The sequence below is a fragment of the Pseudomonas lijiangensis genome, from assembly GCF_018968705.1.
Classification (GTDB): domain Bacteria; phylum Pseudomonadota; class Gammaproteobacteria; order Pseudomonadales; family Pseudomonadaceae; genus Aquipseudomonas; species Aquipseudomonas lijiangensis.
In genome coordinates this window covers 5115347-5130747 of the sequence record NZ_CP076668.1, presented here as the reverse complement: position 1 = coordinate 5130747, position 15401 = coordinate 5115347, and the positions used below count along the sequence as shown (strand labels likewise).

The 15401-nt window shown below is 59.4% G+C and carries 19 protein-coding genes; 11 read left to right on the top strand and 8 right to left on the bottom strand.

The annotated features are described in order from the left end of the window. The first annotated feature begins 25 nt into the window (after positions 1–25). The 3 genes from KQP88_RS21670 to KQP88_RS21660 all read left to right on the top strand — a co-directional run bounded on the left by KQP88_RS21670 (position 26) and on the right by KQP88_RS21660 (position 2493). Positions 26–910: a sugar nucleotide-binding protein gene (locus KQP88_RS21670; RefSeq protein ID WP_117163564.1), complete on the top strand. Its 885-nt coding sequence runs from the start codon at positions 26–28 to the stop codon at positions 908–910. Then, positions 903–1832: an NAD-dependent epimerase/dehydratase family protein gene (locus tag KQP88_RS21665; protein WP_216704139.1), complete on the top strand. Its 930-nt coding sequence runs from the start codon at positions 903–905 to the stop codon at positions 1830–1832. Before KQP88_RS21670 ends, KQP88_RS21665 begins: the two co-directional genes overlap by 8 nt. 205 nt (positions 1833–2037) lie before the next feature. Continuing rightward, positions 2038–2493: a hypothetical protein gene (locus tag KQP88_RS21660; protein ID WP_216704138.1), complete on the top strand. Its 456-nt coding sequence runs from the start codon at positions 2038–2040 to the stop codon at positions 2491–2493. A gap of 55 nt (positions 2494–2548) precedes the next feature. Here the strand turns inward: KQP88_RS21660 and KQP88_RS21655 are convergent, their stop codons facing one another. The 5 genes from KQP88_RS21655 to KQP88_RS21635 all read right to left on the bottom strand — a co-directional run bounded on the left by KQP88_RS21655 (position 2549) and on the right by KQP88_RS21635 (position 6519). Then, on the bottom strand, positions 2549–3235 hold the full coding sequence (locus KQP88_RS21655) for an OmpW/AlkL family protein (protein ID WP_200994450.1): 687 nt from the start codon (positions 3233–3235) through the stop codon (positions 2549–2551). Between the two features lie 104 nt (positions 3236–3339). Further along, entirely contained in the window at positions 3340–3861 is a 522-nt protein-coding gene (locus KQP88_RS21650; protein ID WP_025262029.1) for a DUF3299 domain-containing protein, read from the bottom strand. Between the two features lie 11 nt (positions 3862–3872). After that, a complete protein-coding gene (locus tag KQP88_RS21645; RefSeq protein ID WP_200994451.1) occupies positions 3873–5138 on the bottom strand; it encodes an ABC transporter permease in 1266 nt (421 codons plus the stop codon). 1 nt (position 5139) lies between these two features. Then, positions 5140–5850 carry an ABC transporter ATP-binding protein gene (locus tag KQP88_RS21640; RefSeq protein WP_200994452.1) on the bottom strand — a complete coding sequence of 237 codons (711 nt, stop codon included), beginning with the start codon at positions 5848–5850 and terminating at the stop codon, positions 5140–5142. A gap of 81 nt (positions 5851–5931) precedes the next feature. Then, positions 5932–6519, bottom strand: a complete 588-nt coding sequence (locus tag KQP88_RS21635) for a DUF2796 domain-containing protein (protein ID WP_200994453.1) — start codon at positions 6517–6519, stop codon at positions 5932–5934. Between the two features lie 209 nt (positions 6520–6728). Between KQP88_RS21635 and KQP88_RS21630 the strand changes: the two genes are divergently transcribed. Genes KQP88_RS21630 through KQP88_RS21615 form a run of 4 tightly spaced genes read left to right on the top strand, consistent with a single transcriptional unit; the run spans position 6729 to position 9556 of the window. Then, positions 6729–7784, top strand: coding sequence for a type III polyketide synthase (locus KQP88_RS21630; protein ID WP_216704137.1), 1056 nt, complete (start codon positions 6729–6731; stop codon positions 7782–7784). 2 nt (positions 7785–7786) lie between these two features. Further along, entirely contained in the window at positions 7787–8725 is a 939-nt protein-coding gene (locus KQP88_RS21625) for an aldo/keto reductase (RefSeq protein ID WP_253950516.1), read from the top strand. A 12-nt stretch (positions 8726–8737) separates the two neighbouring features. Beyond that, positions 8738–9154, top strand: a complete 417-nt coding sequence (locus tag KQP88_RS21620; protein ID WP_216704136.1) for a nuclear transport factor 2 family protein — start codon at positions 8738–8740, stop codon at positions 9152–9154. Between the two features lie 42 nt (positions 9155–9196). Beyond that, on the top strand, positions 9197–9556 hold the full coding sequence (locus tag KQP88_RS21615) for a hypothetical protein (protein WP_216704135.1): 360 nt from the start codon (positions 9197–9199) through the stop codon (positions 9554–9556). Positions 9557–9596: 40 nt separating this feature from the next. On the opposite strand, the gene trxA is transcribed toward KQP88_RS21615, so the two are convergent. The 3 genes from trxA to KQP88_RS21600 all read right to left on the bottom strand — a co-directional run bounded on the left by trxA (position 9597) and on the right by KQP88_RS21600 (position 11663). Continuing rightward, the gene (trxA, locus tag KQP88_RS21610; protein ID WP_025262021.1) at positions 9597–10469 is read right to left on the bottom strand and encodes a thioredoxin; all 873 of its coding nucleotides are present in this window, start codon (positions 10467–10469) and stop codon (positions 9597–9599) included. A 94-nt stretch (positions 10470–10563) separates the two neighbouring features. Beyond that, positions 10564–11217, bottom strand: coding sequence for a class I SAM-dependent methyltransferase (locus KQP88_RS21605; protein WP_216704134.1), 654 nt, complete (start codon positions 11215–11217; stop codon positions 10564–10566). Further along, complete coding sequence (locus tag KQP88_RS21600; RefSeq protein WP_216704133.1) at positions 11214–11663, bottom strand: hypothetical protein; 450 nt, start codon at positions 11661–11663, stop codon at positions 11214–11216. The genes KQP88_RS21605 and KQP88_RS21600 overlap by 4 nt, the downstream gene beginning before the upstream one ends. 193 nt (positions 11664–11856) lie before the next feature. Here KQP88_RS21600 and nrdR point away from each other — a divergent pair, with 193 nt between their 5' ends. From nrdR to ribBA, 4 genes are read left to right on the top strand one after another with little or no spacing between them, the layout of a single operon-like run. Further along, a complete protein-coding gene (gene nrdR / locus KQP88_RS21595) occupies positions 11857–12321 on the top strand; it encodes a transcriptional regulator NrdR (RefSeq protein ID WP_025262018.1) in 465 nt (154 codons plus the stop codon). Next, entirely contained in the window at positions 12318–13463 is a 1146-nt protein-coding gene (gene ribD / locus KQP88_RS21590; RefSeq protein WP_216704132.1) for a bifunctional diaminohydroxyphosphoribosylaminopyrimidine deaminase/5-amino-6-(5-phosphoribosylamino)uracil reductase RibD, read from the top strand. The genes nrdR and ribD overlap by 4 nt, the downstream gene beginning before the upstream one ends. A 47-nt stretch (positions 13464–13510) precedes the next feature. Further along, positions 13511–14173, top strand: a complete 663-nt coding sequence (locus tag KQP88_RS21585; RefSeq protein ID WP_198728196.1) for a riboflavin synthase — start codon at positions 13511–13513, stop codon at positions 14171–14173. Positions 14174–14190: 17 nt separating this feature from the next. After that, on the top strand, positions 14191–15282 hold the full coding sequence (gene ribBA, locus KQP88_RS21580; RefSeq protein ID WP_200994461.1) for a bifunctional 3,4-dihydroxy-2-butanone-4-phosphate synthase/GTP cyclohydrolase II: 1092 nt from the start codon (positions 14191–14193) through the stop codon (positions 15280–15282). The last annotated feature ends 119 nt before the right edge of the window (positions 15283–15401 follow it).

The following is a 15401-nucleotide window of genomic DNA, read 5'->3' as shown; positions in this document are numbered from 1 at the left end:
ATGATTTACCGAGCCTGCTGACTCTATGCGAATGCGCCTTATGCTATTGGGCGGCGGGAATGCCCTCGGGCAAGCGCTGATTCGTCTGGGTGCCGAGGAAGACATTGGTTTCCTCGCGCCGCGTCCACCGCAAGACGGTTGGGACGCAGCGAGCCTGACGCAACTGCTCGATGACACCCGTCCCGATGCCTTGATCAACCTTGCTTACTACTTCGACTGGTTTCAGGCGGAGACAGTGAGTGAAGCGCGTCTGACCCACCAGGAACGCTCCGTGGAGCGCCTGGCCGAATTGTGTCAGCACCACAACATCATTCTTGTTCAGCCTTCCAGCTATCGAGTGTTCGATGGCTCGCGGGCGACTGCCTACAGCGAAAAGGACGATCCCGTGCCTTTAGGGCTGCGTGGCCAGGCCTTGTGGCGTATCGAACAGAGCGTGCGTGCAGCCTGTCCGCAACATGTGCTGGTACGCTTTGGCTGGTTGCTGGATGACAGCGCCGATGGCGTGCTGGGCCGTTTCCTGACCCGCGCCGAACAGCCGGAGGAACTGTTGCTGGCCGATGACCGGCGCGGCAATCCGACGCCGGTCGACGATGCTGCCCGGGTCATCATTTCGGTTCTCAAGCAGCTCGACTGCGAGGCGCCGTTGTGGGGGACCTACCACTACGCCGGTCACGAGGCCACGACGCCGCTGGCGTTGGGGCAGGCTGTCCTCACCGAGGCGAGGCTGTTGCATCCGCTGGCCATCGAATCGCCTACTGCCCAGGCCCACGCCGCACGGCCCGATGCCGCGCAAGAGCCGCAGCATGGCGTGCTGGCCTGCAAGAAAATTCTCCATACCTTCGGCATCAAGCCCCGCGCCTGGCGTGCGGGGTTGCCAAGCCTGCTGGATCGGTACTATCGACATGTCTGACGCTCCAATCCTGATTACCGGCGGTGCTGGCTTCATTGGCTCCCACCTGGCTGATGCCTTGTTGGCCCAGGGGTATGCAGTACGCATCCTTGATGACCTCTCAACCGGCAAGCGCAGCAATCTGCCGCTGGATAATCCTCGTATCGAGCTGATCGAAGGCGATGTCGCCGACAGTGCCCTGGTCACTCGTGCGGCCCAGGGGTGTCAGGCTGTTGTGCATCTGGCAGCGGTCGCTTCGGTGCAAGCCTCGGTAGAAAATCCGGTCAAAACCCACCAGAGCAACTTCATCGGCACCTTGAATGTCTGCGAAGCCATGCGCGAGGCGGGGATCAAGCGCGTGTTGTTTGCTTCCAGTGCGGCGGTGTACGGCAACAATGGCGAAGGTGAGTCGATCACTGAAGACACGCCCAAGTCGCCGTTGACGCCTTATGCCTCGGACAAGCTGGCCAGCGAGCAATACCTGGACTTCTATCGCCGTCAGCACGGTTTCGAGCCCGTGATCTTTCGCTTCTTCAATATCTTCGGCCCGCGTCAGGATCCATCGTCACCGTATTCCGGTGTGATCAGCATCTTTGCCGAGCGTGCCGAGAAAGGGCTGCCGATCACGGTATTTGGTGATGGCGAGCAGACCCGGGACTTTTTCTACATCGGCGATCTGGCCAGGCTGCTGACCCAGGCTCTGGAGCAGACCAGCCCGGCCGAAGGCGCTATCAATGTCGGTCTGAACAAGGCCACTTCGCTCAATGAGCTGTTGGCGGCTCTGAAGGACGTAGTCGGGGGCCTGCCACCCGTCAGCTATCAGGCCCCGCGTTCTGGCGACATTCGTCATTCGCGGGCGGATAACCGGCGTCTGCTGGAACGTTTCAAGCTGGATGAAACGACACCGCTGAGTGTCGGGCTGGCGCGTTTGCTGGGGCGTTGAATATTGAGTGTCTGTTCCCGCAAATTTATTTGTGGGAGCAGGCTTTCAGGTAGTTACGTAGCCAGCGATTATTCCGATCTAGATCTTTTTCCTTTTGTCTCGTAGGACTTTTCTGTATCAGATGTAGTCGGCTTTTTTTTGGAACACAAAACCGTTTGAATAGCCTTATCGCATCCAGCGCCTTTTTAAACGGAGCGTATGAGATATGCAGGGTGAAAACGACGCCCATTTCGTCAGGGTCGAAAAAGTGCCGTGTGAGTTGGTCGTAGCAGGTTTCGTGAATGAGTATTCACAATATCTTGAGCAAGTAAGAGGTGATGGGAGAACGTTCCGGTCTACATGTTATATGGTGCTTCGCATTACTTCCTGGTTGATGATTCTGGTGGGTGTTTTCACGATCATGTTTGGTCCTGAAACCCTTAGCTACAGCAGTCAGACCGGACCAACTTTTTTACAGTTCATTCAAATATATCCCGGCGCTATCGTTTCGATAGGCGCTCTTCTATTTGTTATCAGCAAGTTCTTCGATTGCAGTAGCAGCGCTACTCCACTCACGCCTGAGCGGTTTCTGCTGGCGTTCTATGAGTTGCAATTGCCTGAAGGGCAAGGCATTTCTATCGCGCACGTGCAGGGCTCCCGGTTTCAGATAACCCGCGGATAGCCCAGAATGCACAAAGGCACCCTGGTGGGTGCCTTTGTGCATTCTGTTGCAGCGATCAGAACTTGTAACCCACACCAACCATGTAGACCCATGGGTCGATGTCCACGTTGACCTTGGTCTTGCTGAAGCCCAGAGCGGCCGGGCCGTCTACGGTGGCTTCGGTGTCGATGTCGACATACCAGACCGAGGCGTTGAGCAGAACGTTGTCAGTGATCAGGTAGTCCATGCCCAACTGGCCAGCCAGGCCAACCGAATCCTTGAGCTTGAGGTTGCTGAAGCCCTGATCCTTGCGGTTGCTGGTCAGGTCGTTGTCGAAGAATGTGGTGTAGTTGATGCCGATGCCTGCATAAGGCTGGAACTTCGACGAAGGCGCCATCGGGTAGTACTGCAGGGACAGGGTTGGTGGCAAATGCTTTACATCGGCCAGCTTGCCGTCGAGTCCTGCGCCCAGGCCGCTGACCGAAACGGTGTGGTTGAAAGGGGTCGCTGCCAGCAGCTCGATACCGATATGGTTGGTCAGCATGTAGGCAAAGGTCAGGCCGAGCTGAGTATCGCCATTGAGGCTTGCCTTGGTGCCGGAGACTTTGTTGCCATCGAACTTCAGTTCGCCGCTCTCTTCTTGAGGATCAACATGGGCGGCACCGGCACGGACGATGAAATCACCCGCTTCATAGGCCTGTGCGGCAGTGGGTGCAGCGATGGCCAGGGCTATCAGGGAAGCGCGAAGCAAGGACGTTTTCATGAGTGGCTCCAAGGGGTCAAAAAGTTTTATGGGCTAATGTTAAAGCGCTGTTTTGAGGCGACTTTGATACAGCTCAATGAAACTGTTGAGAGCCCTCTGGAACCTCACGAATCCGGCAATTCATAGACAAAAATCTTGTCTGCCTGCATTTGATAACCCGCCTCGGCCAGCTCGCTGGTCGATGATTTTGCCTGCATCGGCCCTTCAATCCAGTACGGCTGATACAGCTCATCGACCTTCACGCCCAGTTCACTGGTGACATGTACGATCTGGTTTGCGGGCGGTGGCGGAACATGGATGCAGGCACCGAAATACGGCACCAGCAAGAATTCCGTCACTCGACCTTCCTCGCTGACCTCGAGCGGCACGATGTAACCCGGCAGGCGTACCAGCTTGCCATCCAGTGCCTTGACGACAGGTGCATGGGGAGCCAGTTGTCTGGCTGCCGGTGCTGACTCCATGGCCAGTGCATCGGACAGCTTCGACATGTCGTGCATCGGCGCTGTTATCGGCGCCACGACAGGTGCATCGGGTGGAATCATGTCGTTCCAGGTCAGCTCGCGCGGCTCGACGGCCCACACCGAAGTGCTGGCCGAGAACAGCAGGGTTATCAGCAGGCGCCGCATAGTGAAGCTCCTCATAAGCGAATCGACAGGCCATCGGCCAGCGATTGCCTGTAGGCTCGCCATGCCGGGATAGTCCCCATCAACAGCGCGGCAGCAAGGATGCCACCGAGCAATTTCCATTCATATTGGCCGGGTGGCATAGTCGACAGGTATAAACCGTAACTGTTTTGTACAGGATCCTGAGCCAGCGCGATGCCGAGATAGAGCAGTGCAAGGCCGCTGATAACGCCCGCCAGTGCCAGGGCAAAGGCTTCGAGAATCAACAGGCTTGCGATGTGCCAGGGCCGTGCGCCGACCGATCGCAGGATCGCCATTTCACGACGACGTTCGTTCAGGCTGGTCAGAATGGCCGTCAGCATACCGATCAGGCCGGTGAGCACCACGAACAGTGATATCACGAACAGGGCTTTTTCGGCGGTGCCCATCAGGCTCCACAACTCCTGCAACGCAACACCCGGCAATATTGCCAGCAATGGCTCGCCGCGGAACTCATTGATCTCGCGTTGCAGGCTGAACGTCGCGATCTTGCTGTTCAGGCCCAGCATGACGGCCGTGATCGCCGTTGGCGTCAGGTCCATGTTGCGTGCCTGATCGGCGGAGATGCGTTCATTGCCCCGTGCAGGCGCGCCGTTGTGCCAGTCAATGTGAATGGCCTCCATGCCGCCCAGGCTGATATGCAGCGTGCGGTCGACCGGTGTGCCGGTGGGTTTCAGAATGCCCACCACCGTGAACGGTTTGTCGTCGTGCTTGACCAGGCTGATCGCAGCCACGCCGTGTGCCAGGACCAGTTTGTCGCCCAGCTTGTAATGCAGGGCCTTGGCGACTTCCGAGCCCAGGACCACTTCAAACGGGTCGGTCTGGAAGGCACGACCATCGGCCAGTGTCAGGTGTTGCTGGCGGCCGTACTGATAATTCTCGAAATAGGATTCGTTGGTGCCCATCACCCGATAGCCGCGATGGGAGTCGCCCAGGGAAATCGGAATGGCCCATTTGACCTGCTTGTGATTGGCCAGATGCTCGAAGCTGTCCCAACGAATGTTGTTGGTGGCATTGCCGATGCGGAACACCGAGTAGAGCAGCAGGTTGATCGAGCCGGAGCGGGCGCCGACGATCAGGTCCGTGCCGCTGATGGTGCTGGCGAAGCTGGCGCGGGCTTCGGTGCGCACCCGCTCCACGGCCAGCAACAGGCAGACCGACAGGGCAATGGCGAAAACAGTGAGGAATGCGGTGAAGCGGCGGTTGGCCAGGCTGGCTATTGCCAGACGAAACAGATACATCTCAAATCTCCACGTCGACGGCAGCGCGATTGAGTTCGGACAGCGACAGGTTGCGGTCGAACAGCGGCGCCAGGCTCTGGTCATGGCTGACGAATAACAGGCTGGAACCGGCTTCGCGGCATTCGGCGAACAACAGACGAATGAAGGATTCACGGGTATCGGCATCCAGAGCCGAGGTGGGTTCGTCGGCGATCACCAGTTCCGGCTGGCCGATCAAGGCACGAGCGGCCGCCACCCGTTGTTGCTGGCCGATGGAAAGGGACCCGGCGCGACGGCTCAGCAAGGCTGGATCTTTCAGGCCCAGGTGAGCGAGCAGCGTGCTGGTGGCTTGTTCGACGCTGCCATGTCGCTGTTTCGCCCGTTCAGCGCGGACTCTGGAGAAGTGGCAGGGCAACTCGACATTCTCCCGCACCGAGAGAAACGGCAGCAGGTTGAACTGCTGGAAGATATAACCGGTGTGATCGACCCGAAAGCGGTCCCGGGCACCCGCCGACAATTTCGACAGGTCCTGGCCCAACAGACGGATGCTGCCGCTCCCAGGTTTCTGTACGCCACCCAGCAGGCCCAGCAAGGTGGTCTTGCCACTGCCGCTCGGGCCTTTGAGGAACAGCGTTTCTCCAGGCTCCAGGCGAAATGCCGGGATATCCAGCAATTGCGGATGCCCCGGCCAGTTGAAGCTCAGGTCCGACAGCTCGATAAGTGCTTGGGTCATAAGCCTGACTCGCGGTGTGTTGAGGTGTACATGAAAAGTAAAAGACCGGGCCAGGCCCGGTCGTTCTGCAGCGTGCGGCAATCAGAACTTGATCGACGGGTTCGATGCAATCACTTCTGCGCCAGACTGGCCGCTTGGCGAGATCATTTGTACCTGCAGTTTCTTGGTATCGGGGAAGGTCAGGAAAATCTGGCTCAGGTCCAGCTTCTTCAGGATGGCCGGAGCATCGCAGACGAACTTGTAATGGCCCTTGATTTCGCTGTGTTCGTGATGATGTTCATCACCGCCCTTGGCGTGGTCGTCTTCGTCGTGATCATCATCCTTGTCGCCGAACAGCGGGCTTTCGAGCTTCACCGAAGTGGCCGAGCAGTTGGCGGCATCCGAGATGCTGAACAGCGCATTGGGCTTGAGCAGTTGCTCGCGAGCCTTGGCCAGCTTTGCCTTGTCTTCGGCGGAAGTCGCTTCATGCTCGAAGCCCACGATGTTCATCGCCGGGCTTTCGAATTCCAGCTCCAGTGTCTTGCCCGACAGCACTACATCCAGACGGCCCACGCCATGCTCGTGTGCACCCAGGCTGCCGTGCTCGTGTTCGTGGTCATGTGGTTCGGCAGCGTTGGCAACGGCCAGTGGCAGAAGGGCGAAGGGTAGTGCGAGAAACAGACGGCGCATGAAGGACTCCGGACATGATTTGAAAAAATCTGTTATGTGATCTTATAACAATTGATGGTGCGAGTGACCTGTTTTTTCTCCGCGTCTTCGATTTGGCATACGCGGTACTCAAGTTATGACGAAGCAATCTCATGGCGCCTGAAATTCCTCCTAACGTCAAATGAAGAAGGCATTTCATCGGTCCGGAACCGAGTCTCAGGGAGAGAACCATGCCAATGCTTTGTTGCCCGGCTGTCGCTGTTCCGGAGTTCACGATCAGTCTTGAAGAAACCCTGGCACTTGTTTCCAGCCTGCATCCACATCACCCCCAACTGGCGCTTGCAAAGCGTCTGATCCGCAATACCCGAGTAAGCAAACGCCATCTGGTGCAATCGATAGAGCAGACCCTGGAGCATCCGGGTTTCGAGGTGCGCAACCGGATTTATGAGCGTGAGGCCAAGGCGCGGATTCCCGCGGTTGTCAGTCGGGCGCTGGCCAATGCTCAGCTTGTCCCTGAGCAGATCGACGCGATCATTTATGTGTCCTGCACCGGTTTCCTGATGCCTTCACTGACGGCCTGGATGATCAATGAACTGGGGTTTCGCACCGATACACGGCAGATACCCATCGCGCAGTTGGGATGTGCGGCCGGCGGCTCGGCCATCAATCGCGCTCATGACTTCTGCCTGGCTTATCAGGATGCCAATGTGCTGATTGTGGCCTGCGAATTCTGTTCGCTGTGTTACCAGCCTGCGGACATGACGGTGGGCAATCTTCTGTCCAACGGCCTGTTCGGCGATGCCTTGGCGGCTGCGGTGGTACGGGGGCAGGGGGGGGAAGGTATCCGGCTGGTGAGCAATGGCTCGCGTCTGGTTCCGGGGACCGAAGACTGGATCAGCTACGCCGTCAAAGCCACCGGCTTTCACTTCTGTCTTGATCGGCGTGTGCCGGGAACCATGGAGCAACTGGCACCGGAGCTGCGTTCGGTGGCCGCAGATCATGGATGGCAGGCTGACGATCTGGATTTCTACATCATTCATGCCGGTGGCCCGCGGATCCTCGATGACCTGTCGCACTATCTGGGCGTGGATTGCGCTCTATTCACACACAGCCGCGCCACATTGACCGAGTACGGCAACATCGCTTCGGCGGTTGTGCTGGATGCATTGCGCCGGTTGTTCGAGGCCGGTGGCGCTCATCAGGGAGCTCGCGGAATCATTGCCGGGTTCGGTCCTGGCATTACCGCTGAAATAACCCTGGGCACATGGCACAACAGGGAGGTTTAACCATGACGTTCACAGCAGCTTTGGCCGCGGATACTTTTGTGCTGGGAGATGACATGCCCATCAGGCGCATGGGGTATGGCGCCATGCACCTGACCGGTTATGGCATGTGGGGGCCTGCGGAGAATACGGAGCAGGCCAGAGCCGTACTGCGTCATGCCGTTCATGACCTGGGCATTACCTTCATCGACACGGCAGACGCCTATGGGCCGGGGGATAACGAAGACATCATTCGCGAGGCGCTTTACCCATACCCTCAGGATCTGGTCATTTCCACCAAGGGCGGAATGCTGCGGTCGGGCCCCAACGACTGGATTCATGGCGCGCCGGGCGCTCCCTACATTGTGCCCTTGGGGCGGCCCGAGTATTTGCGTCAGCAGGTCGAGATGAGCTTGCGCCGACTTCAGGTCGAGCGGATCGACCTGTACCAGTTGCACAGCATTGATCCCCTGGTGCCGCTTGCCGATTCCCTGGGCGAGCTTGTCCGTTTGCGCGAACAGGGCAAGATCCGCCATATCGGTTTATCGAGCCAGCCAGGCGTGACCCTTGAGCAACTGGAACAGGCCCATTGCGTGGCGAACATTGCAGCCATCGAGAACCTCTACAACATTGTCGACCGTACCGATGAGGCGGTATTGCAACGGGCGCTGGAGCTGAATGTTGCATTCATTCCATGGTTCCCCCTCGGGCACGGCGCTCTTGTCGGGCCTGACAGCGCGTTGTTGCCTCTAGCCCGTCACTATGGGCTGACACCTTCGCAACTGGCTCTGGCGTGGTTGCTCAATCATGCCCCGAACACCGTGTTGATTCCCGGCACTACATCCATCGCCCATCTGGAAGAAAACGCCAGGGCGGCGAGTGTGCAACTGGATGAGGATCAGTTGTCAGCCATTGTTCGGGAAGTCGATCAGCTTCTGTTGCCGGTGTGGCGTCCCGAGCGCTGAGGAGGAAATGCCATGAGCACCTGCCAGAGCAATATCGCCACTCTGTGGGCTATTTATGAGGACCTGACCCGTATTGCCGAGTTTTCGGACGATGACATCGTATTGCACAAGGCTGACCGCAATGCCTGCCCGCCTACCGCCATCGGCAAACAGGCGGTGCGTCTTCATGAAGTCGAACTCATCGCGATGACGCACTCGTCGCTTCATATGGATGTGCAGGAAATCATCGCCAATGATTATTTCGGCGCGGTTCTGGGAAGCCTGCGTGCAACGTCGGGCGACAAGCGCATCTGCATGCCGTTCTGCGGGCTTTGGCGCTTTCGTGATGGGAAGGTCATCGAGCACTGGGAAAACGCCTACGACGTCGAAGCCTTTGCTGGCTTTCTTGGGGGCGATGATGTTCGGGCTGCTCGCTGGCTCTGTGTCTGATGCTGTGGGAGCATGTGCGCCTGCCAAGCGAGGAGACAGAGCATGTTGCGTATCCGTGGAACCATCGGCCAGTGGCCTGTTGATTTGACGCTGGAGCTGGATGACGGTGACTGGGCGCAACTGGGTGCCCAGCTCAAGGCGGCAGCCCCAGAGGTGAGCAGTGTGGTGCAAAGCAAGCCGGTCAATCAGGACGACAGGACCTGGCAGGCCGCCAGGGATTTGCTGCAAGAGGCCGGGCAACTCAGCGGGCCGGATCTGCTGGGGAAACTGGAAGGGCTGACCGGCAGCACCGCCGCTGGCAAACGCCTGCTGGTACGTCTGCGCCATAGCGCCAATGTGAAAGTCGAAAGCGGCGCGGATGCACCGCTGTATAGCTGGGTCAACCTTCCCGATAAGGCATAAATCACTTTGTGGGAGGCAGCTTGCTGGCGACTTTGCTCACTCAGTAGAGCGCTGCAAACAGCTTGCGGCGGTAGGTGGTCACCAGCGGGTGGTCGTTACCCAGCAGGTCGAACACTTGCAGCAGCGTCTTGTGCGGCAGGCCTTCGGCGTAATTGCGGTTGCGGATGAACAGTTTGAGCAGGCCTTCCAGCGCCGCCTCATATTGCTGGCGGGACAATTGCTGGACGGCCAGTTGATGTGACGCTTCATCATCCAGCGGATTCTGGGCCAGACGGGTTTTCAGCTCGGCAGCATCCGGCAGTGTGGCGGCTTCGGCCAGGAACGTCAGTTGCGCCTTCGCGCCTGCCAGTTCGGCCTTGTGGGCATCGCTCTTGACCGCATCCAGCACGGTGCGGGCTTCACCCAGCTCACCACGCTCAGCCAGGCAGCGCGCATACAGAATCAGCGCCGAGGCATTGGTGTTGTCTTCGCCCAGCAGCACCTTGAGGACGGCTTCGGCATCGGAGAAACGGCTTTCGGCAAACAGCGCCTGAGCCTGTTGCAGCGGATCGGCTGCTGGCGGAGGCGGCATGACCACATGCTGTTCGAGAATCTTGCGGATTTCCGACTCGGGCTGTGCACCGGCAAAACCATCCACCGGCTGGCCGTCCTTGAACAGCACCACGGTCGGCAGGCTGCGGATGCCGAAGCGGGCGACGATTTCCTGTTCGATATCGCAGTTCACCTTGGCCAGCAGCAATTCACCCTGATAGCTGGCCGTGATCTGCTCCAGCAACGGCATCAGCACTTTGCAAGGTGCACACCACTCGGCCCAGAAGTCCACCAGCACCGGCTGATCGAATGACTTGTCGATCACCAACTGGTCGAAGTTCGCTGCGGTTGTCTCGAAGATGTAAGAAGTGTCCTGGCTCATTGCGTGTCTCGCAAAATCTGAATGCCGCCAACTATAAAGGCCTCAAGGCATTGCTGAAAGCGGCGAGTATCAGGGCAAGACCTGCGGTGACGCTTCAGCGTCTGGCGTGATACAGGCTGACGTCGCGAAACTCGTGGGGCTCTGCCAGATCCGGAAGGGTATGGGCATGCAGCATCGCCAGGCGTTGATAGGCGTCATGCCTGAAGTCCCGGACTCGTGAGTCCGCCACCAGTGCCTCACGGCCACGGCTGAGAAACTGATCCAGCAGCGGCAGGTTGGCGCGGTCATACAGCACATCCGCAACCAGGATCAGGTCGAAGCGATCGGCCTCGGCAAAGAAGTCCGCCGAGTAACCGAGCTGTACATCATTGAGTTCGGCATTGGCTCGACAGGCTGCCAGCGCCAGCGGGTCCAGGTCGCACGCGACCACTTCGGCAGCACCGGCCTTGACTGCCGCAATGCCTGCCACGCCGGAGCCAGCACCGAAATCCAGCACGCGCTTGCCCGCGACCCAGTGCGGATGCTTGGCCAGGAAGTGCGCCAGAGCCAGGCCGCTGGCCCAGCAGAAACTCCAGTAAGGCGGTTCTTCCAGAATACGGCGTGTTTCGTCGGGGCTGAAAGCGCGGTCCATATTGTCGGCATCGATCAGCCACAGTTTCAGCTCGGTGCCCGGTAACGGGGTCGCGACCAGTCGAGCGTCGCCGAGCAACTGGCTCAGCGACTGCTGAAGGGCTGGCGGTGCATTCATGGCGCGCTGACGAATTGCAACTGTCCCAAAGCCTGAGTGGTGGGCTGTTCTATGCGCAACGAAGGCAGATGCAGGATCAACTGGCCCGATTTGCTGGCGCGTCCGCGCAATTCAACCCGTTGACCAACCGGGAAGGCTTCAGGGTTGAAGCGCAACTGGAAGGGCAGCGACTGGCCGTTGCCTTGCAGTTTGGTATTGGTCAGCAGTTTCTGCGGGCGGCCACGTTCGTCGATCACCAGCACCGCCAGCTCGACTTCCGCACCAGCCGGTACGCCCAGCAGTTGCCCGCTCAGTTCTCGTTGATGAGGCAGCAGCGGGCCTGGACCTGCCGGGACCTTGGGGGCTGTCACCACGGGTTTGGCGGGAGCCGGTTGTGGGGCTTCGGTGCTGCTGCAAGCGCTCAGCAGGCCGATGAGCCCGAGCAAGACAAAGGGGCGTAGCGTCATGAACGGCTCCAACAAAAACAAAATACAAAGGGTCCATAAAAAGACCGTGATGCAGTATTACCGAATGCAGGCAGTTTCACATCGCCTGGATGCATTTTTATGCGGCATTAAGAGCACGAGGGTAGCGCCGGAGTCTTGTCTTGACGGCGGGATGCGCTACCATGGCGCTCCCCATTTTTTGTTGCCTGCCACCATGCACTGTCCCTTCTGCGGTGCCAATGACACCAAAGTCATCGACTCACGCCTTGTTGCCGAAGGCGAACAGGTACGTCGCCGTCGCGAGTGCCTGGCTTGCGGCGAGCGTTTCACGACCTTTGAAACCGCCGAGCTGGTCCTGCCCCGCCTGATCAAACAGGACGGCAGTCGACAGCCCTTCGACGAAGAAAAGTTGCGGGCCGGCATGCAGCGTGCTCTTGAAAAACGCCCCGTGAGCGTCGAGCGCCTTGAGGCGGCTCTTGTGCACATCAAGCACAAGCTGCGGGCAACCGGCGAGCGTGAAGTCAAATCCCTGGTGGTGGGTGAACTGGTCATGACCGAGCTGCAAAAGCTCGATGAAGTGGCCTATATCCGCTTTGCTTCGGTCTATCGACGCTTCCAGGATCTCAACGAATTTCGTGAGGAAATCGAGCGTCTTGCTCGTGAGCCGGGTAAAGAATGAGTACCGCGTTGACTGAGCAAGGCGCTCTGGACGTCCATTACATGGCCCGTGCGCTGGAACTGGCGCGCAAAGGCATCTATTCCGCTCATCCCAATCCCCGTGTCGGCTGCGTGATCGTGCGTGACGGCCAGATCGTGGGCGAGGGCTGGCATGCGCGGGCGGGCGAGCCCCATGCCGAAGTGCATGCCTTGCGTCAGGCGGGCGACAAGGCCCGTGGTGCAACCGCTTACGTCACTCTTGAACCTTGCAGTCACCATGGCCGCACGCCGCCTTGTGCCGATGCGCTGATCAATGTCGGCGTCGCCCGCGTGGTTGCTGCCATGCAGGACCCCAATCCGGAAGTGGCAGGTCGCGGTCTGCTGCGCTTGATGAGCGCTGGCATCGCGGTTCAGTGCGGTGTGCTGGAGGCAGAAGCCCGTGCGCTGAACAAGGGCTTCCTCAAGCGAATGGAAAAAGGCCTGCCTTATGTGCGGGTCAAACTGGCCATGAGCCTGGATGGCCGTACGGCCATGGCCAGCGGTGAAAGCCAGTGGATCACCGGCCCTGAGGCCCGTTCCGCCGTGCAACGGCTGCGAGCGCAGTCGAGTGTGGTGCTGACGGGCGCCGATACGGTATTGGCCGACAAGGCGCGATTGACTGTGCGCCCCGACGAGCTGGGCGTGAATGCAGAGCTCAGTGCCCTGGCCGCCACGCGCCCGCCCTTGCGGGTCTTGATCGACAGTCGTCTGCGGGTGCCGCTGGATGCGCCGTTCTTCAAGGCCGGCAGCGCTCTGGTTGCGACCTGCGCCGCCGCGTCGGCACGTAGCCGTTATCACGAAGAAGGCCATGAAATGCTGGCCCTGGCCAACAACGACGGCCATGTTGACCTGCGCAAGTTGCTGGTCGAGCTGGCGGCGCGTGGTGTCAACGACGTGCTGGTCGAAGCGGGCCCGCGTCTGGCTGGTGCTTTCACACGCCTGGGGCTGGTCGACGAATATCAGATTTTCATCGCGGGCAAGTTCATGGGCTCCACGGCCCGCCCGCTGCTCGACCTGCCGCTGGCACAAATGAGCGAAGCCCTGGAGCTGAAGATTGTAGAAATGCGCGCAGTCGGCAATGACTGGCGAGTCATCGCTCTCCCTGTTCCGGCTCAGGGCGTATAATTCCCGGCTTTCGCTTAGCGCGCAGCCCTTGTTCTCCCGGAGGACCCATGTTTACCGGCATTATCGAATCCATCGGCAGCATCCGCGCCCTGACTCCCAAAGGCGGCGATGTCCGCGTTTACGTTGAAACCGGCAAGCTCGACCTGAGTGACGTCAAACTGGGCGACAGCATCGCGGTCAACGGCGTCTGCCTGACCGCCGTTGAATTGCCGGGCGACGGTTTCTGGGCCGACGTCAGTCGTGAAACCCTGACCGTTACCGCGTTCGTCGACCTCAAGACCGGCAGCCGGGTCAACCTGGAAAAAGCCCTGACCCCGACCTCGCGTCTGGGTGGTCATCTGGTCAGCGGCCATGTGGATGGCGTGGGTGAAATCGTCTCCCGGGAAGACAATGCCCGTGCGATCCAGTTTCGCGTGCGCGCTCCCCGCGAACTGGCCAAGTACATCGCTCACAAAGGTTCGATCACCGTCGATGGCACCAGCCTGACCGTCAACTCGGTCAATGGCGCCGAATTCGAGCTGACCATCGTGCCGCACACCCTGGTCGAGACCATCATGGCCGACTACCGCCCGGGCCGTAAGGTCAATCTGGAGGTGGATCTGCTGGCGCGCTATCTGGAGCGTCTGCTGCTGGGTGACAAGGCTGCCGAGCCCGGCCATGGCGGGATCACCGAAAGCTTTCTGGCCGAGAACGGCTACCTCAAATCCTGAATTGAAGGGGGTGCCGAGTGGCGCTCAACACGATCGAAGAACTGGTTGAAGACATCCGCCAGGGCAAGATGGTCATCCTGATGGATGATGAAGACCGCGAGAACGAAGGCGACCTGATCATGGCCGCCGAATGCGTCAAAGCCGAACACATCAACTTCATGGCCAAGTACGCCCGTGGCCTGATTTGCATGCCCATGACCCGTGAGCGTTGCGAAACCCTCAAGCTGCCGCTGATGGCGCCACGCAACGGTTCCGGCTTCGGCACCAAGTTCACGGTGTCCATCGAAGCTGCCGAAGGCGTGACCACCGGCATTTCCGCCGCCGACCGTGCCCGCACCGTGCAGGCGGCTGCGGCAAAGGATGCCAAGGCTGAAGACATCGTCAGCCCGGGCCATATCTTCCCGTTGATGGCGCAGGCAGGCGGAACCCTGTCCCGTGCCGGTCATACGGAAGCCGCATGCGATCTGGCGCGCATGGCCGGTTTCGAGCCGAGCGGCGTGATCTGCGAAGTGATGAACGACGACGGCACCATGTCCCGTCGCGCCGAACTTGAAGCCTTTGCCCTGGAGCACGACATCAAGATCGGCACCATTGCCGACCTGATTCACTATCGGATGATCCACGAACGTACCGTTCAGCGGATTGCCGAACAGCCAATGGACAGCGAGCTGGGTCATTTCAACCTGGTGACCTACCGCGATTCCGTTGAAGGCGACGTCCACCTGGCGCTGACCCTGGGCAATATCTGTGCAGAAGAACCGACCTTGGTTCGTGTGCACAACATGGACCCGTTGCGCGACTTGTTGATGGTCAAACAGCCGGGCCGCTGGAGCCTGCGGGCCGCGATGTCTGCGGTTTCCGAGGCGGGCAGCGGTGTGGTTCTGTTGCTCGGTCATCCGCTCGATGGCGATGTTCTGCTGGCCCATATCCGGGAAAAAGCCGGGCAACAGGTCATCAAGACACCGACCACTTACAGCACGGTTGGCGCCGGTTCCCAGATCCTTCGTGACCTCGGCGTGCGCAAAATGCGCCTGATGAGTTCGCCAATGAAGTTCAATGCGATATCCGGTTTCGATCTGGAAGTTGTAGAATACGTGCCCTCCGAATAAATACCGGCAGGTCGTTGCGTGCTGACGCTTGTGTTTTGCATGTTCCGGCCTGGCAGTTCCGATTCGTGGCCTACAATCCCTGAAAGTCCGCCCCAAGGCGGGCTTGCTCTTTAATACGA